At 72.0% G+C, this 24,441-nt stretch carries 18 protein-coding genes, 1 tRNA gene and 1 riboswitch; of the genes, 10 read left to right on the forward strand and 9 right to left on the reverse strand.

Annotated features, from left to right (window positions below; genetic code table 11):
• Position 1: 1 nt before the first annotated feature.
• Both AB0D18_RS25780 and AB0D18_RS25785 read right to left on the reverse strand, forming a co-directional pair.
• Positions 2–877, reverse strand: coding sequence for an alpha/beta fold hydrolase (locus tag AB0D18_RS25780; RefSeq protein WP_362422988.1), 876 nt, complete (start codon positions 875–877; stop codon positions 2–4).
• Positions 878–1,023: 146 nt separating this feature from the next.
• A complete protein-coding gene (locus AB0D18_RS25785; protein ID WP_362422991.1) occupies positions 1,024–1,584 on the reverse strand; it encodes a MarR family winged helix-turn-helix transcriptional regulator in 561 nt (186 codons plus the stop codon).
• A 110-nt stretch (positions 1,585–1,694) separates the two neighbouring features.
• Here AB0D18_RS25785 and AB0D18_RS25790 point away from each other — a divergent pair, with 110 nt between their 5' ends.
• The 5 genes from AB0D18_RS25790 to AB0D18_RS25810 all read left to right on the forward strand — a co-directional run bounded on the left by AB0D18_RS25790 (position 1,695) and on the right by AB0D18_RS25810 (position 7,038).
• Complete coding sequence (locus tag AB0D18_RS25790; protein ID WP_362422994.1) at positions 1,695–2,582, forward strand: NAD(P)H-binding protein; 888 nt, start codon at positions 1,695–1,697, stop codon at positions 2,580–2,582.
• Between the two features lie 53 nt (positions 2,583–2,635).
• Positions 2,636–2,709 (forward strand) — tRNA-Met (locus tag AB0D18_RS25795).
• A 103-nt stretch (positions 2,710–2,812) separates the two neighbouring features.
• The gene (locus AB0D18_RS25800) at positions 2,813–4,162 is read left to right on the forward strand and encodes a PP2C family protein-serine/threonine phosphatase (protein WP_362422997.1); all 1,350 of its coding nucleotides are present in this window, start codon (positions 2,813–2,815) and stop codon (positions 4,160–4,162) included.
• A gap of 339 nt (positions 4,163–4,501) precedes the next feature.
• Positions 4,502–4,635, forward strand: a riboswitch (cyclic di-AMP (ydaO/yuaA leader).
• An 86-nt stretch (positions 4,636–4,721) separates the two neighbouring features.
• Positions 4,722–5,987, forward strand: a complete 1,266-nt coding sequence (locus AB0D18_RS25805) for a peptidoglycan DD-metalloendopeptidase family protein (protein WP_362423000.1) — start codon at positions 4,722–4,724, stop codon at positions 5,985–5,987.
• A 100-nt stretch (positions 5,988–6,087) separates the two neighbouring features.
• Positions 6,088–7,038: an aldo/keto reductase gene (locus AB0D18_RS25810; protein ID WP_362423003.1), complete on the forward strand. Its 951-nt coding sequence runs from the start codon at positions 6,088–6,090 to the stop codon at positions 7,036–7,038.
• 51 nt (positions 7,039–7,089) lie between these two features.
• Here AB0D18_RS25810 and AB0D18_RS25815 read toward each other — a convergent pair whose 3' ends face one another.
• The 4 genes from AB0D18_RS25815 to AB0D18_RS25830 form a co-directional block, all read right to left on the reverse strand.
• Complete coding sequence (locus tag AB0D18_RS25815) at positions 7,090–8,469, reverse strand: PrsW family intramembrane metalloprotease (RefSeq protein WP_362423005.1); 1,380 nt, start codon at positions 8,467–8,469, stop codon at positions 7,090–7,092.
• 70 nt (positions 8,470–8,539) lie between these two features.
• Positions 8,540–9,292, reverse strand: coding sequence for a tRNA (guanosine(46)-N7)-methyltransferase TrmB (gene trmB / locus AB0D18_RS25820; RefSeq protein WP_362423054.1), 753 nt, complete (start codon positions 9,290–9,292; stop codon positions 8,540–8,542).
• A 288-nt stretch (positions 9,293–9,580) separates the two neighbouring features.
• Positions 9,581–10,792, reverse strand: coding sequence for an L-2-hydroxyglutarate oxidase (gene lhgO / locus AB0D18_RS25825; RefSeq protein ID WP_362423007.1), 1,212 nt, complete (start codon positions 10,790–10,792; stop codon positions 9,581–9,583).
• A gap of 163 nt (positions 10,793–10,955) precedes the next feature.
• Positions 10,956–12,386 carry an MFS transporter gene (locus AB0D18_RS25830; protein WP_362423010.1) on the reverse strand — a complete coding sequence of 477 codons (1,431 nt, stop codon included), beginning with the start codon at positions 12,384–12,386 and terminating at the stop codon, positions 10,956–10,958.
• Positions 12,387–13,113: 727 nt separating this feature from the next.
• On the opposite strand from AB0D18_RS25830, the gene AB0D18_RS25835 reads away from it, so the two are divergent.
• Entirely contained in the window at positions 13,114–15,237 is a 2,124-nt protein-coding gene (locus tag AB0D18_RS25835) for an asparagine synthase-related protein (protein WP_362423013.1), read from the forward strand.
• Positions 15,238–15,480: 243 nt separating this feature from the next.
• Here the strand turns inward: AB0D18_RS25835 and AB0D18_RS25840 are convergent, their stop codons facing one another.
• Complete coding sequence (locus tag AB0D18_RS25840; RefSeq protein WP_362423016.1) at positions 15,481–17,526, reverse strand: sigma-70 family RNA polymerase sigma factor; 2,046 nt, start codon at positions 17,524–17,526, stop codon at positions 15,481–15,483.
• 168 nt (positions 17,527–17,694) lie between these two features.
• Positions 17,695–18,525 carry a helix-turn-helix domain-containing protein gene (locus tag AB0D18_RS25845; protein ID WP_362423018.1) on the reverse strand — a complete coding sequence of 277 codons (831 nt, stop codon included), beginning with the start codon at positions 18,523–18,525 and terminating at the stop codon, positions 17,695–17,697.
• 342 nt (positions 18,526–18,867) lie between these two features.
• On the opposite strand from AB0D18_RS25845, the gene AB0D18_RS25850 reads away from it, so the two are divergent.
• Together AB0D18_RS25850 and AB0D18_RS25855 are read left to right on the forward strand one after the other, a co-directional pair.
• Positions 18,868–20,229 carry an NAD(P)/FAD-dependent oxidoreductase gene (locus tag AB0D18_RS25850; RefSeq protein ID WP_362423021.1) on the forward strand — a complete coding sequence of 454 codons (1,362 nt, stop codon included), beginning with the start codon at positions 18,868–18,870 and terminating at the stop codon, positions 20,227–20,229.
• A gap of 179 nt (positions 20,230–20,408) precedes the next feature.
• Positions 20,409–22,073, forward strand: a complete 1,665-nt coding sequence (locus AB0D18_RS25855) for a SpoIIE family protein phosphatase (RefSeq protein ID WP_362423023.1) — start codon at positions 20,409–20,411, stop codon at positions 22,071–22,073.
• Between the two features lie 3 nt (positions 22,074–22,076).
• On the opposite strand, the gene AB0D18_RS25860 is transcribed toward AB0D18_RS25855, so the two are convergent.
• A complete protein-coding gene (locus AB0D18_RS25860; protein WP_362423025.1) occupies positions 22,077–23,366 on the reverse strand; it encodes an MFS transporter in 1,290 nt (429 codons plus the stop codon).
• Between the two features lie 114 nt (positions 23,367–23,480).
• On the opposite strand from AB0D18_RS25860, the gene AB0D18_RS25865 reads away from it, so the two are divergent.
• Positions 23,481–24,038, forward strand: coding sequence for a MarR family transcriptional regulator (locus tag AB0D18_RS25865; protein WP_362423028.1), 558 nt, complete (start codon positions 23,481–23,483; stop codon positions 24,036–24,038).
• Positions 24,039–24,149: 111 nt separating this feature from the next.
• A partial coding sequence (locus tag AB0D18_RS25870) for a hypothetical protein (protein WP_362423031.1) occupies positions 24,150–24,441 on the forward strand: 292 nt, incomplete at its 3' end.

The following is a 24,441-nucleotide window of genomic DNA, read 5'->3' on the forward strand; positions in this document are numbered from 1 at the left end:
CTCATGCCCGGGTGGCCGGAGGTTCGGGGTGCTCGGTGAGTTCGCCCAGGAGGCGGGCTGCCGGGGCCGGGTCGACCAGCCATTTCAGGTGGCTGCCTTCGAGGGTGCGGACGTCGTACGGGTTGTCCGGGGTCAGCGCGTTGCCCTCGCGGATCAGCCGGTCCTGGAGGGCGGGCGGCATGCTCGTGTCGCCCGCCAGGCGTACGTAGGTCTTGGGGATGCGGCCCCAGGTCGCGGCCTGAGCGCGGTCGTCGGAGGTGCCGACGTCCAGGTTCTCGTCCGGCTGGAAGGTGTTGAGGAAGGTCAGGAACTCCTCGTCGGTGCCGTCGGCGAGGAAGGCCGCCTTGAACGCCGCGAGGGCTTCCGGGGCCGCGGTGCGGAAGTTGACGCGGATCAGGCCGAGTTCGGCGGGGTTCGCGGCCAGTGCGAGAGAGAGGGAGCCGGCGTCGACGGTGGCCATCTCCGGCTCGGCGTAGTAGTCGTTGACGTCGAGTTCGACGGGGCACCAGGCCGAGACGTAGACGATGCGGTCGATCAGGTCGGGCCGTGCGTTGGCCGCCGCCGTGGCCGTTATGCCGCCGCGGCTGTGGGAGACGAGGACGACGGGGCCGTTCCGCTTGGCCCGTTCCAGGACATCGATCAGGTGGGCGGTGTTGTCGGCGAGCGTGACGCCCTTGATCGAGCCGGGTGCGGTGGCGAGCCCTTCGGGGTCCTGCGGGGCTTGGTAGGCGGGCAGGTAGGTCGCCCCGAATCCGTGTCCTGGCAGGTCGACGGCGACCGAACGGTGGCCGAGGAGGCCGAGTTCGGCCTGGAGCGGCGCGAAGGAGAAGGAGTTCGCGAATGCTCCGTGGAGCAGTACGAAGGTGGGCTGCTGCATGTGGCGACTCACATTCTTGGGAGTTCGGCTTCCGCCCGTAAGGTCCGCGGGTGCGTCGGCTCCCTGCCCGCCACCGGGTCCGGACGGCTGAGTGAAGAAGATCGTACTGAAGAGCACCACGCTTACGGACGCCGCGAGTTGGGCACTCAGCGCTGAGTGCCCCGCACCGGGTCGCGGTGGCGCAGGGAGTCCTGGGCCTCGACGTACCGGAGTACGAGGCGGGCGAACTGCAGGCGGTCGGATTCGGCCCAGTCCGCGGTGACGTACTCGAAGGCCTGGCGCTGGTGGCGGCGGAAGCGGGCCATCATGGCGCGGCCCTCGTCGCTCAGGTGCAGGACCGTGCGGCGGCCGTCCTGCTGGGAGGCCGCGCGGACCACGTAGCCGGCCGAGATGCAGTCGGACACCATGCGGCTGGCCACGGACGGGTCCACGCTCAGGAACTCGCCGATGGCGCCGACGGTGACCTCGAAGGGCCCGGCGTCCCCGTCCTCCGCCGCCTCCTGCCCGGCTGCCTTCTGCCCGGCTGTCTTCTGCTCCGCCTCCAGCAGGACGTTGAGCACCAGGGTCCGGCCCAGTTCCTTCCTGGAGAACGGCTCCTCGACCTCCAGGAGCGAGGAGCGCCGGAGCTTTCCGAGTGCCGGGCCCGCGGCGTCCAGCAGTTCGTCCGCCGTTCTCGGCTGCCCGGCCTCCGGGTCGTGCTTCGTCATGCCCGCATCGTACTGGCTGACCGTTCACATATATGTGTTGACGTGAAATTGCGTGCGTGTCAGCATGCATGTGCTGATAGTCAATCGATGCATGTATGAATGGAGTCTCCATGAGCTTTCTCGTCACCGGCGCCCGCGGCAAGGTCGGCCGGTCGGTCGTCCGGCAGCTGCACGCCGCCGGGCACACCGTCCGCGCCGCCAGCGCCGGGCCCGCCGAGCTGACCGTCCCGGACGGCGTCGAGGCCGTCGAGCTGGTCCTCGACCGGCCCGACACCTTCGCCGCCGCGCTCGACGGCGTCCGGCAGGTGTTCCTGTATCCGAACCCGGCAGGCATCGACGCCCTGGTCAAGGCCGCCGAGGCCGCCGGTGTGGAGCACGTCGTGCTGCTCTCGACCTCCGCGGTTCTCGCCCCCGACGCCGCGACCCACCCGATCGCGAGCCACAGCTTCCTGGTCGAGGCCGCACTCACCGACTCCCGGCTCGCCGCCACCTTCCTGCGCCCGGACGCCTTCGCCAGCAACACCCTCGGCATGGCGGACGCCATCAGGAACGGGCACCCGATCGCGCTGGCCCACCCGGACGCGCACCTCGCGCCCATCCACCCCGAGGACATTGCGGACCTCGCAGTCGATGCCCTGACCGGCGATGCCCTGACCGGCGGCTCCCTCACCGGCGGCTCTCTGACCGGCGACTCCCTCACCGGTCGCGCCGTCGTCCTCACCGGCCCCGAGTCGCTCTCCTTCCGCGAGCAGTACGCGACCGTCGCCGAGGAGACCGGCCGGGAGATCACGATCGACCGCGTCACCCGGGCCGAGGCCGAGGCGCAGATGGGCCGGTTCATGCCCGCGCGACTGGTCGGTGCGCTGCTCGATCTCTGGGCGGCGGCCGAAGCGCACGGCCGTGCCGAGATTCACGACACCACGGCGTCCCTGCTCGGCCGGCCGGCCCGGACGTACCGCCAGTGGGTACGGGAGAACGCGGGGGAGTTCCGGGGGTAGCGGCGCGAGTGGTCAGAGCGTCTGCCCGGATGGCGTAGAGTTGGGTTTACCGACGCGGGGTGGAGCAGCTCGGTAGCTCGCTGGGCTCATAACCCAGAGGTCGCAGGTTCAAATCCTGTCCCCGCTACTGAAGAAGTAGTGAAGTCCTGAGGCCCGGAACTCGAAAGAGTTCCGGGCCTCAGGCGTTTGTCCGCGTATGTACGGAAACGGTGCCCCGGCCCGTCCCCCACATGGCGGATGCCGATTCGCCGTACGGCGCGGCTCCGGCCAGCCTGGGTGGGGAGCGGTACCGTCCGCACCCGGTGCGGACCTGGGCAGGAGAACTGACGGTGGCGGGGTACGGACGCGGAAGCGACGGGGCCGGAACAGGCACAGGGACGGGTACAGGGAGCCGGGCCGGTACGGCGACCCGGGCCGGGACGGGACCCGGGAACGGGGCAGGGGCCGGGAACGGGGACGGCGGCGGGAAGAAGGCGCGGCGGTTCGTGCGGGCGCTGCCCGCGCTGATGATCGTCGGCGGGCTCTTCTTCGACGCGCTGACGCCGGACGCCTTCACCGCCTCGCCGCTGTTCGCGGCCGCACCGCTGGTCGCCGCACCGTTCTTCTCGCTGGCCAACACCGCGCTGACCGCGTGCGCCGCCGTGCTGGCCGTGGTGGGCCTGCGGACCGCCGGCGACGTCCTGACGTCCGTGGTGGGCGTGACCGAGCTGGTGACCGTGCTGACGGTGGGCGTGCTCGCGATCCTGATCAACCGGGTCGTACGCAGGAGCGGCAGACAGCTCGCGTCGGTACGGGTCATCGCCGAGGCGGCGCAGCGGGCGGTCGTGCCGATCCCGCCCGACCGGATCGGCGGTCTTGAGATCGCCGCGCGGTACGAGGCGGCGGAGGCGGACGCCTTCATCGGGGGCGATCTCTTCGCCGTGCAGGACACTCCGCACGGGGTGCGGCTCGTCGTGGGGGACGTACGGGGCAAGGGACTTGAGGCCGTGGAGGCGGTCGCGGTGGTGGTGGGTGCGTTCCGGGAGGCGGCCGAGACGGAGAGCTGTCTGGAGGGCGTCGCACAGCGGCTGGAGCGGGCGCTGGCGCGCGAGGGCCGGCGGCGGGACGGGCTGGACGCGCTGGAGGGCTTCACGACGGCGGTGCTCGCCGAGATCCCGCGCGGCGAGGGCATCGTACGACTGGTGAACCGGGGGCACCCCGAGCCGCTGCTGCTGTACGCGGACGGCGAGTTGGACGTGCTGGCGCCGGAGGAGTTCGCGTTGCCGCTGGGCATGGGTGAACTGGGGGACTGGCCGGACCGGGCGCGGGAGTTCGCGTACCCCGCGGGCTCGACGCTGGTGTTCTACACGGACGGTCTCTCCGAGGCACGGGACGCGGCCGGTGTCTTCTACGACCCGGCGGTGCGGCTGCGGCACTCGCTCTATCCCGGGCCCGATGCCCTGCTGGAGGCGCTGACCAGCGACGTACGGGTGCATACGGGCGGGAAGCAGACCGACGACATGGCGCTGCTCGCGGTGGGGCGGCCGGGGGTGGGCCAGCCGGAGCGGCGGCTGACCGTGGAGATCGTGAAACGGGCGTGAGCGGGGCGGGTGTGGGGCGGGTGCGGGGCCGGTGTGCGCCGGGTGCGGGGCCGGCGCGGGTGAGTGTGCGGCCGGGTGGTCACGGGGTGTGCTCGCAGGGGAGCCCTCCGCATAACAATTGACGATCTATCAGTTGTGGAGGGTTTGCGGGGGTGGGACGCATGTGCGGCCGGGGGCCGCTGCGTCGTCCTGATTCGCGGTCATATGCGCCTGTATGCCTTGGCCATGGCACCCCGCACAGCGTTAACGATCACCTGGAACAGCTTGGAATTCCACTTGTGTGTCTATTAACGTTCGATAACGCAGTGCGGTCGTCCCAGTCGTCGTCAGAGACGGCGCCGTGCGCGTGCGCCGAATTCCGTGAGGAAACCGGGGAACCACCAATTGGGGTGAATCGGGCCGAACCTGGCCCGTAGGAGACCTTCCTGCTCCGAACCCGTCAGCTAACCCGGTAGGCGAGAAGGAAGGAAAGGAGCGCGCCCCCGTGGCGTCCAACAGGCCTGCCCCCGAAACATCGGCCCCCGCTTTCTCATACGTGGCTTACGGAGTCCCGAACGACATGGAGGGCCCGACCGGCGGACGGGCGGACGGCCAGGGCGACACACTCGTCGGCCTCGCGCCCGAGATTCCGCAGCAGCGTCAGGGCGGCTTCGAGGGATTCGCGGAGTTCGACGTTCCCTCCGCCAACCCCTTCGCGGACAGACCCTCCGCCAACGCCTTCGCGGACAGCTCCCTCGCGGACAGCCCCTCCGTCAACTCCTTCCCGGACAGCCCCTTCGGTGGTCCCGCCGCGTCGGCCGAGGAGTGGAACCCCACCGAGGATTCCCTCGTTCCGGTGCGCGGCAAGCACCGCGTGGCCAAGCAGCGCGGCTCCCTGGCCCGTAGCTCCACGGTGCTGGGAGTCGGCGTCATCGCCGCCGTCGGCGCCGGTGGGATCGCCACCGCCCAGGAGAAGCCGGCCGTCTCGATATCGCTGCCCGACCAGCTCTCCGACTCCCTCGCCTCGCTCACGGAATCGCTGCCGGACGCCGAGTCGCTGCCGGGTGTGGGGGCATTGGTGTCCGGCTCCGGCTCCGATTCGGGCTCCGACGCCGGTACGGGCGTGGTGGTCGCCGCCGTTCCGGCCGCTGCCTCCACCGCTTCAGCCGGGCAGCAGCAGATCGGTGCGGGCGAGAGCCTGCGGGCGCGGATCCTCCACCAGGCCGAGCAGCAGCGCTCCGTCGCCGACGAGGCCGTCCAGGAGGCCGCGCGCGAGCAGGCCGTCAAGGACGCCGCCGCCGAGGCGAAGAAGCAGCGCGACGAGGCCGACGCCAAGGCGGAGAAGGCCGAGCAGGCGAAGCGCGAGGCGGAGGCCAAGGCCAAGGCGGAGGCCAAAGCGGAGGCCGAGGCGAAGGCGGAGGCCGAACGGCTCGCCAAGCTGGCCGCCGGCTACTCGCTGCCCACCTCCTCGTACACCCTCACCGCGACCTACGGGCAGTCCGGTTCGATGTGGTCCTCCGGGCACCACACCGGTCTCGACTTCGCCGCCCAGGCGGGCACGCCGGTCAAGGCCGTGCACGGCGGGACCATAAAGTCCGCGGGCTGGTCCGGGTCGTACGGCTACCGGATCGTGCTGGAGCTGAACGACGGCACCGAGGTCTGGTACTGCCACCTCTCCCAGATGAGCGTGCAGGTCGGCGGCGACGTGTCGACCGGGCAGGTCATCGGCAACGTGGGCGCCACCGGCAATGTGAGCGGCGCGCACCTGCACCTCGAAGTGCACACCCCGGGCGGCGACGGCCTCGACCCGGCGGCCTGGCTGCGGGACAAGGGACTGACGGTCTGACCGGTCTGACCGGTGTGATCCGGTTGATTTGGACGGGTTCGGAAGGATTCGTTGGTCAGTGCATGGAATAGGTCCGGCGGGCCGGATGGTTGACGTCCTCATGACTTCCCACCTGCGCCCGCTGGGCTCCTCCGGCCTCGATGTCTTCCCGCTCGCCCTCGGCGGCAACGTCTTCGGCTGGACCGCCGACCGTGACCAGTCCTTCGCCGTCCTCGACGCGTACACCGCAGGCGGCGGCAACTTCATCGACACCGCCGATGTCTACTCCGCCTGGGTCCCGGGCAACGAGGGCGGCGAGTCCGAGCGCGTCCTCGGCGAATGGCTGGCCGCCCGCGGCAACCGGGACGAGGTGGTCATCGCCACCAAGGTCGGCGCCCACCCCTCGTACAAGGGGCTCTCCGCCACCACCATCAAGGCCGCCGCCGAGGAGTCCCTGCGCCGGCTGGGCACCGATTACATCGACCTCTACTACACGCACTACGACGACCCGTCCGTGCCCGTCGAGGAGTTCACCGTCGCGCTCGACCAGCTGGTACGGGACGGCAAGGTGCGGGCCGTGGCGGCCTCCAACATCTCCGCCGACCGGCTGCGGGAGTCGCTGGACTTCGCCGAGCGCGAGGGCCTCACGAAGTACACCGCGCTCCAGCCGCACTACAACCTCGTCTCCCGCGACACCTACGAGGGCGAGCTCCAGGAGGTCGCGTCGCAGGCCGGTCTCTCGGCCGTGCCGTACTACGCGCTCGCGTCCGGCTTCCTGACCGGCAAGTACCGGGTCGGCGGCGACGCGGTGCAGAGCGCACGCGCCGAGGGCGCGGCCAAGCACCTGCAGACCGAGCGGGGACGCAAGGTCCTCGCCGTACTCGACGAGGTGGCCGGGGCGCACAGCGCCGAGATCGCGACCGTGGCCCTGGCCTGGCTGGCCGCCCGGCCGACCGTCGTGGCACCGATCGCCAGCGCCCGCACGGTCGAGCAGCTGCCCGCGCTCCTCGCGGTGGCGGACCTGACGCTCACCGACGCCGAGCTGGCGAAGCTGACGGCGGCTTCCGCGTAGGGTGCTCGCGCTCTGCTCGGTGTGCCCGCGGCCCGGGAAGGACCGGGGCCGTCAGTAGCTCTTGTACGGGTTGTACGCGGCCGCGTAGGCCGGGTGGTACGGCGGCGGGAGCAGCCGTATTCGGCCGGTGACCCGGGCCGCGTACACCAGTGCCGGGCCCGCGATCCGCTTGCGCTCCCAGAGCTGGTGCAGCAGTTCCCGCTCACGAGCGGTGAAGTCGGCGGACAGCTCCGGGGTGGCAGGCCCGCGCCGGGCCCGGTACCGCAGGAAGGCCAGCGCGGTCGCGGCCCTCTCGTACTCGGCGACGGCCTTTGCGGCCCCGGGGCCGTGCGTCCGCGCCGCGTAACCCTGGGCCAGCGAGCGGGCCCGCATCGAGGACAGGGCGAGCGGCTCGGCCGGATCAAGCCAGCCCGAGGCGGCGTACGCGGGCAACTCGGCGGACAGCATCCGCAGTTCGCGCTGTCTGGTCCAGATCGCCAGCCAGGTCAGGGCCGCGAACGCGGGGACCATGAACAGCCCGTACACCCCGTAGAAGGCGAGCGGGCCGAAGGACGCCGAGCCGTTCCACAGGGAGTGCATGCCCATCGCGAGGAGCAGGCCGAGCAGCGGCAGCGCGACCCGGCGGATCCGTACCCAGGCACGGCCGCGCATCCGCCGGGCCGGCGTGAGCGCCACCAGGCCGAAGCCGATGCCGGTCAGCACCGTGAAGAGGGGGTGCGCGAAGGGGGACATGACCACCCGCACGAAGAACGTCCCCGCCGTCACCGCGCCGAGCCCGGAGCCGCCGAACTCCTGGTCCTCACCGAAGGCATTGCCCAGATAGAGGATGTTCTCGGTGAAGGCGAAGCCGGTCGCGGTGAAGCCCGCGAAGACCACGCCGTCCACGATTCCGGTGAAGTGCCGTCTGCGGAACAGGAAGACCAGCAGGATCGCCGCCGCCTTCGCGCACTCCTCGACGACCGGCGCGACGAAGGTCGCCCCCAGGGTGTCCGCCCCGTCCGGGTCCGCGGTGGCCACGGCTATCCACTGCACGGCAAAACTGTTGGCCGTGATCGCGACGAGCGCCGCCGCGCAGGAACCCCAGGTGAACGCGAAGACCAGGTTCTGCCAGGGGCCGGGCTCGACCCGGTCCAGCCACCGGAACGCCGCCAGCAGCAACGGCACCGGGAACACCGCGAGACCGAGCCCGACCAGGAAGCCGCGGGTGCCGGTCTGCTCCCGGACGAGCGCGAGCAGCACCAGCCCCGACAGGGCGAGCAGCACGATCAGCGCGGTGGCGCGGACCGCCCTGCTGCGCCAGAAGGCGCGGTGCCGGACGCCGCGCAGGAGCCCCGGCCGCCGGGGGTGGTCCGCCGCGGGCGCGACGGCGGCCGGCTCCGGCTCGGGTGCCGGGGCCGCCGGGGGCGGAGGCGATGCGTACGTCTCGTACATCCAACGACCCTAGCGACTGCCACTGACACTCGCGATCGTGTTCGGACAGTCGCTGTGGAGGAACGGGGCGTCAACCGGCCTTTGGTGCACGGCGGAACATCAGGTCGTGGACCAGATGTCCCTTGTCCAGGCCCTGGCCCTCGAAACGGGTCAATGGCCGGAAGGCGGGCCGCGGGGTGTAGCCGCCGTCCTCCTGGGTGTTCTCGAAGTCCGGGTGCGCGGTGAGCACTTCGAGCATCTGCTCGGCGTAGTTCTCCCAGTCGGTCGCACAGTGCAGTACGGCGCCGGGGGCGAGCCGCGTCGCGGCCAGGGAGAGGAACTCCGGCTGGATCAGGCGGCGCTTGTGGTGGCGGGCCTTGGGCCAGGGGTCGGGGAAGTACACGCGCAGACCGGACAGGGAGTCGGGGGCGAGCATCTCGCGGAGCAGGATGATGGCGTCGCCGTTGGCCACCCGGATGTTGGAGAGGCCGTTCCGCTCGGCGAGGCCGAGGAGGTTTCCCTGTCCCGGGGTGTGCACGTCGACGGCGAGGAGGCCGGTGGACGGGTCGTCGGCGGCCATCTGCGCGGTGGCCTCGCCCATCCCGAAGCCGATCTCCAGGACGACCGGGAGGCCCTCGAACATCTCCTTGAGGTCGAGGACGCTCTGTCCGTCGATGTCGATGCCCCGGGTCGGCCACCAGCGCTTCAGGGCCTCGCCCTGGCCGGTGGTGACCCGGCTGCGGCGCGGCTGGAAGCTGCGGATCCGCCGCTCGAAGTGCGAACCGGCGGGGTCGGGCGAGGGGCCCGTCCCCTCGGGGAACATGCGCAGGGCCCGCGGCTGCATCCGTTCGGCGCGCTCGTGGGCGGCGGCCCGCGCGGCGGCGGCCGCCTGGGAGGGGCCGGGCTCGGCGGGGGCCTGGGAGGTGGGCTGCTCGGGGGTCTGGGGCATCGTGGGGCTTTCGCTGTTCTCGGGCACGGTGCATTCGATTCTACGGAGGTGGGTGCGGGCCGGCCGCCGGTGAGCCTGCGGAGAGCCGGTGGTCCTCGTGCGGCTGCGTCGTGGCTGGTCGCGCCCACGCGGCGGAGCCGCATGTCCGGTACGGCCCCGCGCCCCCGAAGGGGTGCCTGCGACTCAGCGCCCCGAGACCCACTCTTCCGCCAGCACTCCCAGCACCCGCCGTGCCACCTCGCGGCCGATCGGCAGGGACGCCGTCGCCGCCGGGGACGGTGCGTTCAGTACGTGCACCGTGCGCGGGGCCTCGCGTATCAGGAAGTCGTCGGCGAGCGTGCCGTCCCGCAGTACCGCCTGCGCCCGTACGCCCGCGGGGGACGGCCGCAGGTCGGCCTCGGTGACCGCGGGCAGCAGGCGCCGTACCGCCTCGGTGAACGCCCGCTTGGACAGCGAACGGTGCAGCTCCCCCGCCCCGTACCGCCAGTGCCGGCGCGCTATCCGCCAGGAGCCCGGCCAGGCCAGCGTCCCCGCCAGGTCCGCGGGGCGGACCGCGCCCCAGTCGTACCCCTCGCGGGCCAGCGCCGGCACCGCGTTCGGCCCGACGTGGACGCCGCCGCCGATGCCGCGCGTCAGGTGCACGCCGAGAAAGGGGAAGGCGGGGTCGGGGACGGGGTAGACCAGGCCGCGCACCAGCTCCGGGCGCGCCAGGTCGAAGTACTCGCCGCGGAACGGCACGATCCGCATGCCCGGCTCGTCGCCCGCCATCCTGGCCACCCGGTCGCAGTGCAGCCCCGCGCAGTTCACCAGGGCCTTCGCCCGGACGACCGTCCCGTCCGCCGTCCGCACCGCGATGCCGGACGCGCGGCGCGCGATGACGCGGACCTCCGCGCCGTACCTCACCTCGGCGCCCGATGAGCGGGCCAGCTCCTCCGTCACCCGGCCGTAGTCGCAGATGCCCGTCGAGCCCACGTGGATGGCCGCGATGCCGCGCACCTCGGGCTCGTACTCCCGGATCTGGGCGGGGCCCAGTTCGCGGACCGGAATGCCGTTCTGCCGGCCGCGCTGGACGAGGGCGTGCAGGCGCGGCAGCTCGGCGCGCTCGGTGGCGACGATCAGCTTGCCCGTCACCTCGTGCGCAATGCCGTGCTCCGCGCAGAACTTGATCATCTCGGCGGCGCCGCGCACCGCGTACCGCGCCTTGAGCGAGCCGGGGCGGTAGTAGATCCCGCTGTGGATCACCCCGCTGTTGCGCCCGGTCTGGTGTCTCGCCGGGCCCGCCTCCTTCTCCAGCACCATGACCCGGGTGCCGGGCGCGGCCCGTGTGATGGCATGCGCGGACGCCATCCCGACGATCCCCCCGCCGACCACCAGCACATCGCAGTCATGACTCATCGCTGCCACCTCCCACCACGAATAGTGCACTGGCCCACTGACAACGCCGGTAAACCCCGGGGGCAGAAGCTATGGCCAACGACACGTCGCTCCACGCCGGAGCCGCCCACAGCGGCCCGGCGCTCTACGCCGGGGCCACCCACACCAACAGCGGCCCGGCGCTCTACGCCGGGGCCACCAGCAGCGGCCTGGCCCGCTCGCGCAGCTCCACCACGCGCGGCTCGTTCCCGTACGGTTCGAGCCGGTGCAGCAGGTCCCGTACGTACTCGGTGGTGCGCGCCGACGAGATGCGCCCCGCCACCTCCACCGCGCGCGTGCCCGCCGCGCACGCCGCGTCGAGGTTGCCCGACTCCAGTTCGGCGACGGCGCTCACCACCAGGCGCAGCCCGTGCGACCGTACGAACTCCTCGGTCGGCCGGGACAGTGCCTGCTCCGTGAAGCGGCGCACCTGGCGCGGCAGCTTGAGGTCGCGGTAGCACTCGGCCGCGTCGGCGGCCAGCCTGTCGTACGAGTAGAAGCCCAGCCAGGACGGGTCGGGATCGCCCTCCCGCGAGCGCTCCAGCCAGCCCTCCGCCGCCTTCAGCGCGGTCCCGGTGGCGACCGGGTCGCCCGCCTTCGCGTGCGCGCGTGCCTCGACGAGGCGGAAGAAACTCATGGTGCGGGCGGTGGCCAGGCCCCGGTTGCGCTCCAGGGCGGCCTGCGCGAGGTCCACGCCCTCGTCGGCGAAGCCGCGGTAGGTCGCCTGGAGGGACATCGAGGCCAGTACGTACCCGCCCAGAGGCACGTCGGCGGCCGCGCGGGCGAGCCGCAGCGCCTGGATGTAGTACCGCTGGGCGGCCTCCTGCTGACCGGTGTCGAAGGCCATCCAGCCGGCCAGCCGGGTCAGCTCGGAGGTCGCGCCGAACAGCGAGCGCCCCACGTCGTCGCTGTACGAACCGAGCAGCAAAGGGGCCGCGTCGACGCGCAGGCACTCCGGGACCATCGAGGAACGCCAGTCCCCGCCGCCGTACTTGGAGTCCCAGCGGCGCGCGTCCTCGGCGGCCTCGCGCAGCTTGGCGACGTCGCTGTGGCCCACGCGTAACGGGGTCGCGTCCGCGGAGCCCTCGGCGACGGTCGAATCGCGCGCCACCGAGGAGTCCGCCGGGGTTATCAGCCAGCGCGAGGCGGGCGTCGCGTACGCGCTCACCGCGAACGAGCCCGCGAGCGACTGCCAGATCCCGCCGCTCCCCGCCCTGCGCCCGGCCAGATCCAGCCGGTACAGCTCGGTGGCGTGCCGCACCGCCACCGACACGTCGCGCGGGAAGGCGAGACCGACCTCGGGCGCCGGGTCGGCGTCCGCGAGACCGATCTCGTGCAGCGGGACCGGGCGGCCCAGCTTGGCGCCTATCGCGGCGGCGATGAGATGCGGGGCGGCCCCTTGCGGAACCATCCCCTTCGAGACCCACCGTGCCACCGACGTCTTGTCGTAGCGAAGTGTCATTCCACGTTGCGCACCGAGGTCGTTGACCCGGCGCGCCAGCCCGGCGTTGCTGATTCCCGCGAGGGCGAGAACCGTGCCGAGCTTGTCGTTCGGCCCGCGTTGCTCCCTGGACATTGCGCCACCCCTCACGCAGACGGCCGCCGCGGGCCCGGCATAGGCACGCGGCATTCGTAAACCCAGCGTAGTTCGCCGCATCCCAAGCGTTAAGGGCAAGTGTCCCGTATGGCGAGATTGTTGCCCGCAAGGTGCGTACGGGTCGGCACAAGAGGAACGTTCCGCCCGATTCGTGCTCCCGTCGTGTGGCCGTGCGCCCGCCCGTGCGCTCTGGCCGGTGTGTGGAGGCGGCGCTTCCATGGAACGTGCGTGGGTCGGCCCGCTGCACTGGATCCAGTGGGCTGGGGGACACCGCCACCTTCATCCCCGCGGGTGGCGGTACGGTCCGGGAGGCGAACAGCGCCTCCCGGACTGCGCGCTGCCCAACTGCGCGCTGCCGCAAAACTTGGCCGAATGGCGCCCCTCGCCCCGCGACCGCACGCCCTCGCCCCCGCCGGCCCCGCCCGCTTCCCCTCGCACCACCCACTCCCGCCCCATTTGCCCCTCAACTCCCCCTTTCTGTCGCCGTATTGACCCCCGCCACCGCCCCCCGCACCCGCACCCGCACGCCCCAGTCGTGGCAGCATGGGTCCCCACGCGCGACAGAGCGCGGCACGGTGCGCGCGCAAGAGGGCAAGGGGACGGAGCGAACCGTCCGGCCGAGGTCACGGGACGACCCGAGCCGATGCCCCGAACCCCGCCGCACGCTCCGCGCGAGCAGAGTTGTCCACAGCCTGTGGAGGCGGCGATGCGTTGGTTGGTGGGATGGAGCAGCGTCGCCGCGAGCTTCGGCACGGTCGGAGCCGTCGGCGCCCCCGGCACCGAACACGAGGGCGACACCGTCCAGCCCGTCGGGGCCCAGCTCCTCTGGGGCGACCCCGACCCCCTGTGGGCCGTCGGCGACTGGCGCCCCGACGAGGTCCGCACCGTCAGCGTCGACGCCTTCACCCGCCTCGCCGTCCTCGGCTGCTGCGGCGCCACCGACGAAGAACTCCGCGTCGGCCTCTTCGCGGCGCGCGGCGGCGCACTGAGGCATCTGACCGCCTGGCCCGGCAGCTACACCGCCGTCGTCCAGACCGGCAGACGCGTGACCATCGCCGGTGACCTGGCAGGAGCCCGCCCGGTCTTCTACACGCCCTGGGCCAATGGCACCGCGTACGCCACCGCTGCGCTCCCCCTCGCCGACCTCATCGAGGCGCAGTTGGACATCGGACATCTCGCTGCCCTCCTCGCCTGCCCCGACGTCCCCGAGGCCCTGCGCGACGGCACTCCGTACGCCGGCGTCAGGCGCATCCCGCCCGGCCACGCCCTCGTCCTGCGCGAGGGCTCCCGTGAGATCACCGGTTACGAACCCGTCGCCTCGCTCGCCGTGGCCGCCCCCCAAGTCGATCCGGAACGCGCCGTGGAGGGAGTGCGCGACGCCCTCATAGAGGCGGTGCGCGTCCGCCTCACCGCGCCCCGCCACGCCCCCGAGACCCCGCTCCCCGACCCGGGCCCGGTCCCCGGCATGGGCCCCGCCGAGCGCCGCGCCCGCCGCCGCGGAGCCCCGGTGCCCGGCATCGGCTCCGACCTCTCCGGCGGCAGCGCCTCCGCCACCCTCGCCCTGCTCGCGGCGGGCCTCCCCGGCCTGCCCGGTACGGTCCTGGGCCACGGCGCGGGCGCGGGCGAACGCCTCCTCGCCGTCACCTTCAACGACCTGGCCGCGTCCGCCCACACCCACGACGCCGAGCTCGACCACGAACTGGAGCGGGCCGGCGCGATCGCCGCCAACCCCCGCCTGCACCACATCGTCGTCGCCGGAGCCGAAGAGGCGCTCCCGTACGCCGACTTGGAGACCGGGCCCCTCACCGACGAGCCGGGCCCCTCCCTCGTCACCGCCGAACGCGCCCGCCTGCGCCTCCAGTCGGGCAGCGCCGACCACCTCGTCGGCAACGGCGCCCGGCAGGTCCTGGACGCCCACCCGGCCCGCCTCGCCGACCTCCTCATCGACCGCAGACGGCGCCACATCCTGCGCCCCGCAACGGCGTTGGCGAAGGCCGAGGGCGCGTCCCCGCACTCCCTCCTCGTCCCGCTGACCGTCTACCGTGCCGCCCGCCGCCTCGCCCGTACGTCCTACCGCACGGGCATCGAGGACGCGGCGGGCCGCCTCACCAGCCGCGGAGTCGTCGACGCGAGCGGCCCCACCGGCGCCCTGGACGCGTCCCTCGAAGCCCTCGCCTGGTCCCGGCCGGGCCCGGCCGCCCGCTGGCTGACCGGCGAGGCCCTCGCTGAAGTATCGATCCGCCTCCAGGAGTCGGCCCTGCGCCCCGCCTCGGTCCAGCGCCCCGGCGAGGCCCGCGCGAGGGCCGCCCTCGCCCGCCACGCCTACGACCACCGGGTCTTCGAACAGGCCGCGGAGGTCCGCAGCCAGCGACTGCACGCCCCCTTCCTCGACAACCAGGTCGTACGGGCCTGCCGCGACCTCCCCGAAACCCTCCGCGTCCAGCCGGGCGCCCGCGCCGCGATCCTGCGCGCGGTCCTCTCCGGGGCAGGCGTGCACGACCTCCCAGCGGGCTGGGGCGCGGCCACCGCGCACACCACCGCCACCGCTACGGCCCAGGCGGGAATCCGTGCCGCACAGGACAACCTCCTCGCCCTCTTCGAGGCACCGTTGCTGGCGGACGCGGGGCTGATCGAGGCACGAGTCGTACGCAAGGCGCTACGGGCGGCGGCAGCCGGCGAACCGGTCCCCCTGGACGGCCTCGCCGACCTGGTCTCCACCGAACTGTGGCTCCGCCGCCTGCTCGCCCGACGCGGTACGTGCTGGACGGGATCGGCGGCACCGAGGCAGCGGGCGGTGGCGGGGGGTGTGCCGCAGAGGCGCAGTCTCTAGGCGGGGATTCTTCGTGCGGGTCTGTTGTGGCTGGTCGCGCAGTTCCCCGCGCCCCTAAAGGCAGGCATCTTCAGCCCGTCCGGCGTTTGAGGACGCGCGGACGGAGTCCGGGCACAGCCCCGCGGCCAGCGGTTTCGGGAAGGGGCGGGGAGGGGCAGGCGCCGCAGGCAAGATCAGCCACCCACCGCCCCGCGCTCACCGCACCCACCGCCCCGCGCCCAGCGGTCGGCGCTCACCGGCCGGTTACCCGCACCCGATCCGCGATCCCGCCCAGTCCGCGAAGGCCGCGTCCGATTCCGCTCCGCCCACTGACTCCGTCACCAGGCGCAGCGTCTTGCGGCCCTCGATTCCCACATGCACCGGCAGTGCCGCATCCCCGCCACGCAGCACCGGCGACCGCCACAGCAGTGCCCCGTCCCCGTACACGGAGAAGCGGACCGCCCCGGTGCCCATCGTCATGTCGTCGACGCCGACCTTCGCGTCGTACGTCGAGCACTTCCGGTTCAGGTCGATCGTCACGGACGACGTCGCGGGTACGGACACCCCGTTCCCGTACCGCACCCCGCCGATCGACATGCTGTTCCGCTGCCACAGCGCGCTGCTCTCGCCGAGGCGCACCTCGGGCTTGGTGTGGTCGCCCATCGGCCCGTACGCCAACTCCGCGACGGGGTAGGCCTTCGGCGGCTTCGGCGCAGGCGGCGGGGGTGGCGGTGGCGGTGGCGGAGGGGGCGGTGTCGGCTTCGGCGGAGCGGGCTTCGCCGGCGGCGGCACCGGCTTCGGCGTCGGCCTGGGGGTCGGCTTCACCACCTTCGGCGGCTTCGACGGCTCGGGCGCGGGCGGCTTCGGCGCAGGCGGGGCGGGCGACGGCGGGGGAGGGAGCGACGGCGAAGGCCGTACCGGAACCGGCTTCACGGCCGACGGCTTCGCGTCGGCCTTCGGCGGCATCGGCGCCTCGTCGCCCACGAAGGCGAACACCAGCCCCGCCGTCACCGCGACCGCGACAGCCGCACCGATCCCCACCTTCACAGGAGCCCCGACCCCCTCGGCCGCAAGACCCCCACCGGCAGCACCACCAGTACTTCCCGCACCACCGGCCGCACCTGCCCCGGCGGCCGCGGCTCCACCGGCGACCGCACCCCCGGCGACCGCTCCACCGGCCACGACGCCCGCGGCCTTCAGCGAGTACCCGGCAGCCACCCAACCGATGACCGCCACCGGCAGAAGGGCCGGAATCCCCGCATTCACATCACTCAACTCGCCTGCCGCGACACGGCACTTGGCGCACTCCTCCAAGTGCTTGCGCAGCCCGCGCTCGGCCCGCATCCGCAGCCCGCCGCGCGCATACGCGCCCAGCCGGTCCGCGTACTGCGCGCAGTCCCCGCCCGCCGTCAGCGCCGCACTCACATGGGCCTGCAGATACGCCTGCTTCAGCCCCTCGCGCGCCCGCGAGGCCAGTACCGCCGTCGCGTTCGCCGTCAGACCGAACAGCGGGGCGACATCGCTCGGCGACTCCTCCTCGACCGTGGTGTGCCACAGCACGGCCTGCCACCGCTCCGGCAGGGACCTGAAGGCCTGCATGGCGAGCGTCTGCTCCGCCTCGTGCATCGCGCGCACGTCCGCGCCCAAGTCGAGGGTGTCGTCGTCGCGCACCTCGGACGACCGTGCCGCCTGGTCGGCGAAGACCGCGAAGTCCTCGACCAGTTGCTCGCGCCTGGCCGTCTTCGTCCACGCCGCGGCCACCCGCCGCACGGTGGTCATCAGATACGCCCGTACGGCGTGCTCGGGGCCGGCGCCGCCCCGTACCGCCTGCAGGGTCCGTGCGAAGACCTCGGCCGTCAGGTCGTCGGCGGTGTGCGCGTCGCGGCAGCAGGTACGCGCGTATCGGCGCACCGCATCCGAGTGCCGCCGGAACAGCTCTTCGTACGCACCGTCGTCGCCCGCCCGCATGCGCTCGATCAAGTCGGCGTCGGACAGGAACGGTTCACCGGCAGGGGTGCCGCCGCCGCGCTGCTGCGGCACGCTCGTCGGATCGGATCCGCGCTCCGTGACGGGGGCCGGAGTGGCCCCCAGCGGACCGCCCTGGCTCGGCACCTGCCGCGACGGCAGCGCGAAGGCATCACCGGCGGCGGCATCCGCCGACGTCCCCGAAGCCCCTGCCGTATCCGAAGCCCCTGACGTACCCGAAGCCCCTGACGTACCCGAGACTCCGGAAGCGGAGATTCCGGAAGCATCGGACGCCGTGCCGCTGTCACCGTCCCCGAGCGACTCGTCCCGCTCGTCAACACCCATGGCGGAAGCCCCCGTACGCACCCTCTGACCGGAACACCGGCCAAGACTCCCACAGTGCGACGCGCCGAAAGCCGATCAAGCCCGCCAACCACTCGTCCGGGGGGTTTTCCCGCAACGGAGCTCTAATCCTCACCCGTTAGGGAAGGCGTCGACGGGCTCTCGGCCGGCTCACACGGGCCGCGACCGCAGTCCCTCCAGCAGGATGTCCAGGAGCCGGGCCGAAGCCGCCGCCTGCTGCGCCGCGTCCGGCAGCGAGGGAGCGGCCGTGGCGATCACCAGCAGCACGTCGGCCACGGTCACGTCGCCCCGCAGCTCGCCCGAAGCCCGAGCCCGGTCCACCAGCTGGCCCACGACCTCCAGCAGCGTCGCGGCACCGGAGTCGTCGAGCGCGTCGCCAACCGCCGGATTGCCGAGGGAGCCGTCCTGCTCGACCAGCCGCAGATCGGGCGCGACCGCACCGGCCTGCCGCTGCTGCGGCACCCGCGTGGCATCGCGCACCGCACCGGGGCCACCCGGCTCGTAGCTCCCACCGTGCACCCCGTCGGCGGCGGTGTCGGCGGAGTGGTCCACACCGACCCGCAGCACCTGCGGCGGCAGCAGCCGTCCCGCGCCGGAGGCGACCGACGTCCGCAGGAACCGGGACAGCGCCGACCACGGCTCGTCCTCCTGCCCCAGCGCCGTCCGCGCCTGCTCGGTCAGCCGGGAGGTCTCCTCCTCGGCTATCCGCCGCACCAGTACGTCCTTGCTCGGGAAGCGCCGGTAGACCGTGCCGACCCCGACCCGGGCCCGGCGCGCGACGTCCTCCATCGGAGCCCCGTAACCGAGCTCTCCGAACACCTCGCGGGCAGCCCGCAGTACGTGTTCGAGATTGCGCTGTGCGTCGACGCGGAGCGGTGCCGATCGCGGGACGGTCGAACCGCCCGCGGAAACCCGCCCGTTGCTGTCGGACGCCGCCGACGGTGCGACGGCAGCCTGCCAATGTGAATCCTGAATGTGCATCAGCGTTCCCCCGGTATTGATGTCTCCCCCCGGAGACACTCCCCGCCCTGACTGTCGGAGCTCACGAGGTCCCCGTTACTCCGACGAGATACGAACATAGTTGAGCGCGGGGCGATTCAGAAGGGGGTTGTTCCGCACGGTGTGCCCCCTGATCGGAACCGGCCCCGCCCGCTGTCCGCTTTCTCCCATCCCAAAGTCCCACCCCGCACCCCCTGACCTGCACAAACAGTGCCCGGATCGCCGTGGAACATCAACTTCCGCGCCTGCCGCCGACCCTGTCTTCCAGTCACACAAGTTGTCGGCCCTGTGGACAAAGCCCCCTGTCCGTTGCCTCATGGGACGGTGACAAATCCAGTGCGCATTCTCGTGGTAGGCGGCGGATACGTCGGCATGTACACCGCACTTCACCTCCAGCGGAAGCTGAAACGGAGGCTTGCGGCAGGCGGCGACGGCAGTGTGGAGATCACCGTCGTCACGCCCGATCCCTACATGACGTACCAGCCCTTCCTCCCCGAGGCCGCCGCCGGCTCCATCTCCCCGCGCCACGTCGTCGTCCCCCTGCGCCGGGTCCTGCCGCACTGCCGCATCATCATCGGCGAGGCCACATCCATCGACCACGCGAAGCGCACCGCGACCGTGACCACCCTCGCCACCGCGGAGGAGGGCACCGGGCCGGTCGAGATGCCGTACGACGAACTGGTCCTGGCCCCCGGCTCCGTCTCCCGCACCCTCCCCATCCCGGGCCTCGCCGAGCACGGCATCGGCTTCAAGACCGTCGAGGAGGCCATCGGGCTGCGCAACCACGTCATCGAGCAGATGGACATCGCCTCCTCCACCCGCGACCCGGCCGTCCGCGACGCCGCCCTGACCTTCGTCTTCGTCGGCGGCGGGTACGCGGGCGTGGAAGCCCTCGGCGAGCTGGAGGACATGGCCCGCTACGCCTCCCGCTACTACCACAACGTCAAGGCCGACGACCTGAAGTGGATCCTCGTCGAGGCCAGCGACCGCATCCTTCCCGAGGTCGGCGAGGAGATGGGCCAGTACGCCGTCCGCGAGCTGCGCGGCCGCGGCATCGACATCCGCCTGAACACCCGGCTGTCCTCCGTGGAGAACCGCGTCGCCGTCCTCGACGACGGCGCCCGCTTCCCCACTCGTACGCTGGTGTGGACGGCCGGAGTGAAACCGCATCCGGTACTCGCCGCCAGCAGCCTCCCGCTCAACGCCCGCGGCCGCCTCGACTGCACCGCACAGCTCTCCGTCGCCGGCGCACCGCACGCGTGGGCCGCGGGAGACGCGGCAGCCGTCCCGGACCTCACCGCGTCCGAAAAGGGCAAGGAGTGCGCCCCCAACGCCCAGCACGCCGTCCGCCAGGCCAAGGTCCTCGCCGAGAACATCGCCGCGTCCCTCGCCGGAGCGCCTCTCACCGACTACCGCCACAAGTACGTCGGCTCGGTCGCCTCCCTCGGCCTCCACAAAGGCGTCGCCCATGTCTACGGCCGCAAGCTCAAGGGCTTCCCCGCCTGGACGATGCACCGCGCGTACCACCTCAGCCGCGTCCCGACCTTCAACCGGAAGGCCCGCGTCCTTGCCGAGTGGACCCTCTCCGGCCTTTTCAAGCGTGAGATCGTCTCGCTCGGATCGCTGGAACACCCGCGTGCGGAATTCGAACTTGCGGCGGGCGGCGAACCTCCCAAGCCCCGCTGACGTCCTCTCCGTTACCGGTTGTCAGTGCGGTCCGTCACACTGGACGTGTGACGATAGGTTGACCCGCGCCTGCGAAGAGTGACCCGGGATCGACCCGAAAGCGACCCGTGCGGCCGCACGGGCGATCCCGGACCCAAGCCGACCTGCACCACCACCCCGACCACGAGGCAAGTAGTTCAGTGAACTTCACCCGCTGGAGCGCCCGGCTTCCCGGCACGCAGCGCCGCGCGGCGGCAAGGTCCGACCGCGGGTCCGTGCCCGCCGCCCGCGGTGAGCTCGGGCAGCAGACCGGATCCGGGGCCGGCCAGGAGCCCGACTCCGGCGACGGCGTCGAGGTGTCCGACGTCCCGCGCCCGCCCGCCCTGGAGGACCTCTCCCTGCGCGAGATCGTCGGCCAACTCCCGGCGCTCGTCACCCTGTTGTACGGACCGGAGCACCGCATCGCGTACGTCAACGAGGCGTACGCCGCAGCCTTTGGCCCGCGTGCCGTCGGCGCCCCCGCCGCGACCGAGCTGCCGGAGCTGGAGGAGCTGGGCCTGCTCCCGCTCATGGACCAGGTCCTGCGCAGCGGCACACCCCGTACGGTCAAGTCCCGCCGTACGCCCAAGGGCGGTTCGTACACGATCACTTGCACCCCCCTCGACACACCCGACGGTGGCGGCGTGCTCGTCTTCGCCACCGATGTCACCGACCACGCGGACGCGGCCGAGCGCCTGCGCGCCTCCGAGAGCCGCCAGCGCGAGACGGCCGTGACGCTCCAACGCTCGCTCCTGCCACAGGAGTTGGAGCAGCCCGACGACCTGCGCATCGCCGCCACCTACCAGCCGGGCGGCGAGGAGGCCGCGGTCGGCGGCGACTGGTACGACGTGATCACCCTCGGCGCGGGCCGCACCGCCCTCGTCATCGGCGACGTGATGGGCCGCGGGGTGCGCGCCGCGGCCGTCATGGGACAGCTCCGCACGGCGGTCCGCGCGTATGCCCGCCTCGACCTCCCGCCCCACGAGGTCCTGCAGCTCCTCGACGGCCTGGCCGCCGAGATCGACGCCAGCCAGATCGCCACCTGCGCGTACGCGGTGCACGACCCCAACGAGGGCCGCCTGGTCTACGCCTCCGCCGGCCACCTCCCGATCCTCGTACGCCACGAGGACGGCACGGTCACCCGCGCCGAGGACCACACAGGCCCCCCGCTCGGCACGGGCGGCTGGATGCACACCTCGGGCACGATCGCCCTCCCGCCGGGCTCGACGGCCGTCCTCTATACGGACGGCCTGGTCGAGCGCCGCCGCGAGGACATCGACGAGGGCGTCTCCGCGCTCGAACGCGCGCTGTCCGGCGCGACCGGCACCCCGGAAGTGGTCTGCGACCGTCTGATGCGCGCGCTCGGCATCACCGCCGACCACGACGACGACGTGGCGGTCCTGGTCGTCCAGCACCCTGCCCGCAAGGGCCACGACGCCGAGCTCTTCCACAACGCCGCCCTGGAACTCCTCGGCGGCATCGAAGCAGCCCCCCGCGCCCGCGCCTTCGCCACCGGAGTCCTTTCCTCCTGGCGCTTTCCCGTCGAGCTGAGCGACCTGGGCGTCCTCGCCGCCAGCGAGCTGGTCGCCAATTCCCTCCAGCACGGCACACCGCCCATGCGCCTGCGGCTGCGCCGCACCGACCGCCGCCTGATCATCGAGGTCACCGACGGCGACGACCATCTGCCGCGCCGCCGCCGGGCCGACCCCGCAGACGAGGCAGGACGAGGCATCTCGATCGTCGCGACGATCGCCTCGTCCTGGGGTTCGCGCCGCACACCGGGCGGCGGAAAAGCGGTGTGGTGCGAGTTCGCACTACCGGATTAGGGGTTACGCAGCGGCCTTCACAGCACCCTCGTCCTCGGGCACGTGCTTGGCGACCACGAGGGACCTGACCGAAATCGGCTGGTCCTGAGCGGGTGTGAGCTGCTTGCCCATCCGCAGCGCGAGCACGCTGATGCCGAGCGAGAACAGAATGAACGTCACGATGTACGGCATGTGCAGCGAGGCTCCCATGGGCCCGCCCACGGCCGGCCCGACGGCCAGCGCCAGCTGCTTGACCAGCGCGAAGGCCGAGTTGTACGTACCCACCATCGACTCCGGCGCGAGGTCGGCCACCAGGGGTGCGACGGTCGGCGACAGCATCGCCTCACCGAGCCCGAAGAGCGCGTACGTGGAGATGAAGGCCGCGGTCGCCATGGTCTGGCTGCCGTGCCCGAGACCCGCGTACCCGGCGGCCATCCACGCCACCGTCCAGATGAGCCCCACCAGCGCGATCATCCGCGACCGGCGGCGCCGCTCGACGAACTTCAGCACCAGGAACTGCGCGGCCACGATCATCGCGGTGTTCGCGGCCAGCGCGATGCCGAGCGTGGACGGGTCGATGCCCGCGGCCTCGGTCCCGTACGCGGCAAGGCCCGACTCGAACTGTCCGTAGCAGGCGAAGAAGATCACGAATCCGAGCCCGCAGAGCTGCAGCATCGCCTTGTGCTTCACCAGCGAGCCCAGCCCCCCGAAGAGGCCCTTTCCGCCGGCCCCCTCGACCACGGGGATGTGCGGCATCCGCACGGTCATCGCGATGCCCGCGAGCACCAGGAACATCACCGCTTCGATCCCGAACAGCAGGGTGAAGGTGGCGGGGTCATTCTTGTCGACGATCTGGCCGCCGATGAGTCCGCCGATGCCGAGCCCGAGGTTGGCCAGGAAGAACTGCATCGCGAACGCCCGGGTCCGCGTCTCCGGCGCGGAGGATCGCACGATCATCGTCGCGAGCGCGGGCTGCATCACCGCAGTTCCGATACCGAGCACGGCCGCGGAGCCGACGGCCGTCACCAGGCTCGCCGAGCTGCCGAGCGCCACGGCGCCCACCGATGCGGCCAGCGCGGCCCCGATCAGCACCGGCACGGGTCCGCGCCGGTCGATCAGTACGCCTACGAAGGGGAGGGCGATCAGTGCGGCCAGGGCGAAGGCGCCAAGGACGATGCCGGCCGCGGTCGCTCCCAGATCCCGCACCTGAGCCACGTACACGTACAGATAGGGGACCGTAAATCCGAGCCCGAAAGCGGCCAGCGCGTTGCCTGCCTGAATCCGCCGCATCGCCGAGCCCATCGCCTTGGTCATACTCACCTCAACCCTGAAGACCTGAAGTCCGAAGACTTCAACAGTAAAGTTAGAACCTCAACAGTACACAGAGAAGGACTTCAATGCCAACGCGTCCCATGCCATACTTCGCGGATGCCAGACACGCCAGAGACGCCCGGCCCTCATGAGCCGAGCCTCGACGAGCAGATCGCCGCATACCAACGCGAATTCCGGGACCTGGACCCTCAGGTGGAGAAGGTCGTCTCGGCCCTCGGCCGCCTGAACCGCCGGATGAACGTCGCGTACGGACGCCAGGTCGCCGCCCTGGGCATCAGCAATGCGGAGTGGGAAGTCCTGAAGACCCTGGTGGTCTCCGGCGCCCCCTACCGGCTGGGCCCCGGCGAACTCGCCAAGCGCCTCGGCCTGACCCCGGCCGCAATGACCCACCGCATCGACCGCATGGCAGGCGAGGGCCTGGTCACGCGCGACCGCGACGAGAACAACCGGGTGCGCGTCATCGTCGAGCTGACGGACGAGGGCCGTACGAAGTGGCTCGAAGCGATGCGTATGGCGTCCTCCTTCGAGGAGGACCTCCTCCAGGACCTCGCGCCCGAGGAGCGGGTCGTACTGGGCGAGATGCTGACCCGCCTGCTGCGCCGGGTCGAGGACGCCCAGCCGGATGCCGGCGGCCGCCTCACCGACCTGGACTGACTCCCCTCTCGGGGCTGCTGTTTACGGCTGCTCACGGCTGCTTCTTACGTCTGTTCGAGCGGCCCGGTGAGGGGTTGACACCCCTCACCGGGATCCGTAAGGTTCTCCGAGTTGCCACACAGCCGTAACGGTTCTGCGGCAGCACCTCCCGCCGCGAAAGCGGCAACCAAACTCCGCACGATCTCCCGCCAGGGGCAATTTCGGCATGCCGAATTCTGTCACTGGGAGCCGATTTCGGTTCACCGGGAAAATCCACTAGAGTTTGAGACGTCGGAACGGCCCAACAGCCGCAAAGACAACCCAAGTTCGACTGGGAATCAGGCCCGAAAGGATCTGATAGAGTCGGAACCGCCGGAAAGGGAAAACGCGAAAGCGAAGAACCTGGAAAGCACCGAGGAAGTCG

Origin of the sequence: Streptomyces sp. NPDC048442 (genome assembly GCF_040651475.1) — a bacterium.
In the GTDB taxonomy this organism is placed as follows: Bacteria; Actinomycetota; Actinomycetes; order Streptomycetales; family Streptomycetaceae; genus Streptomyces.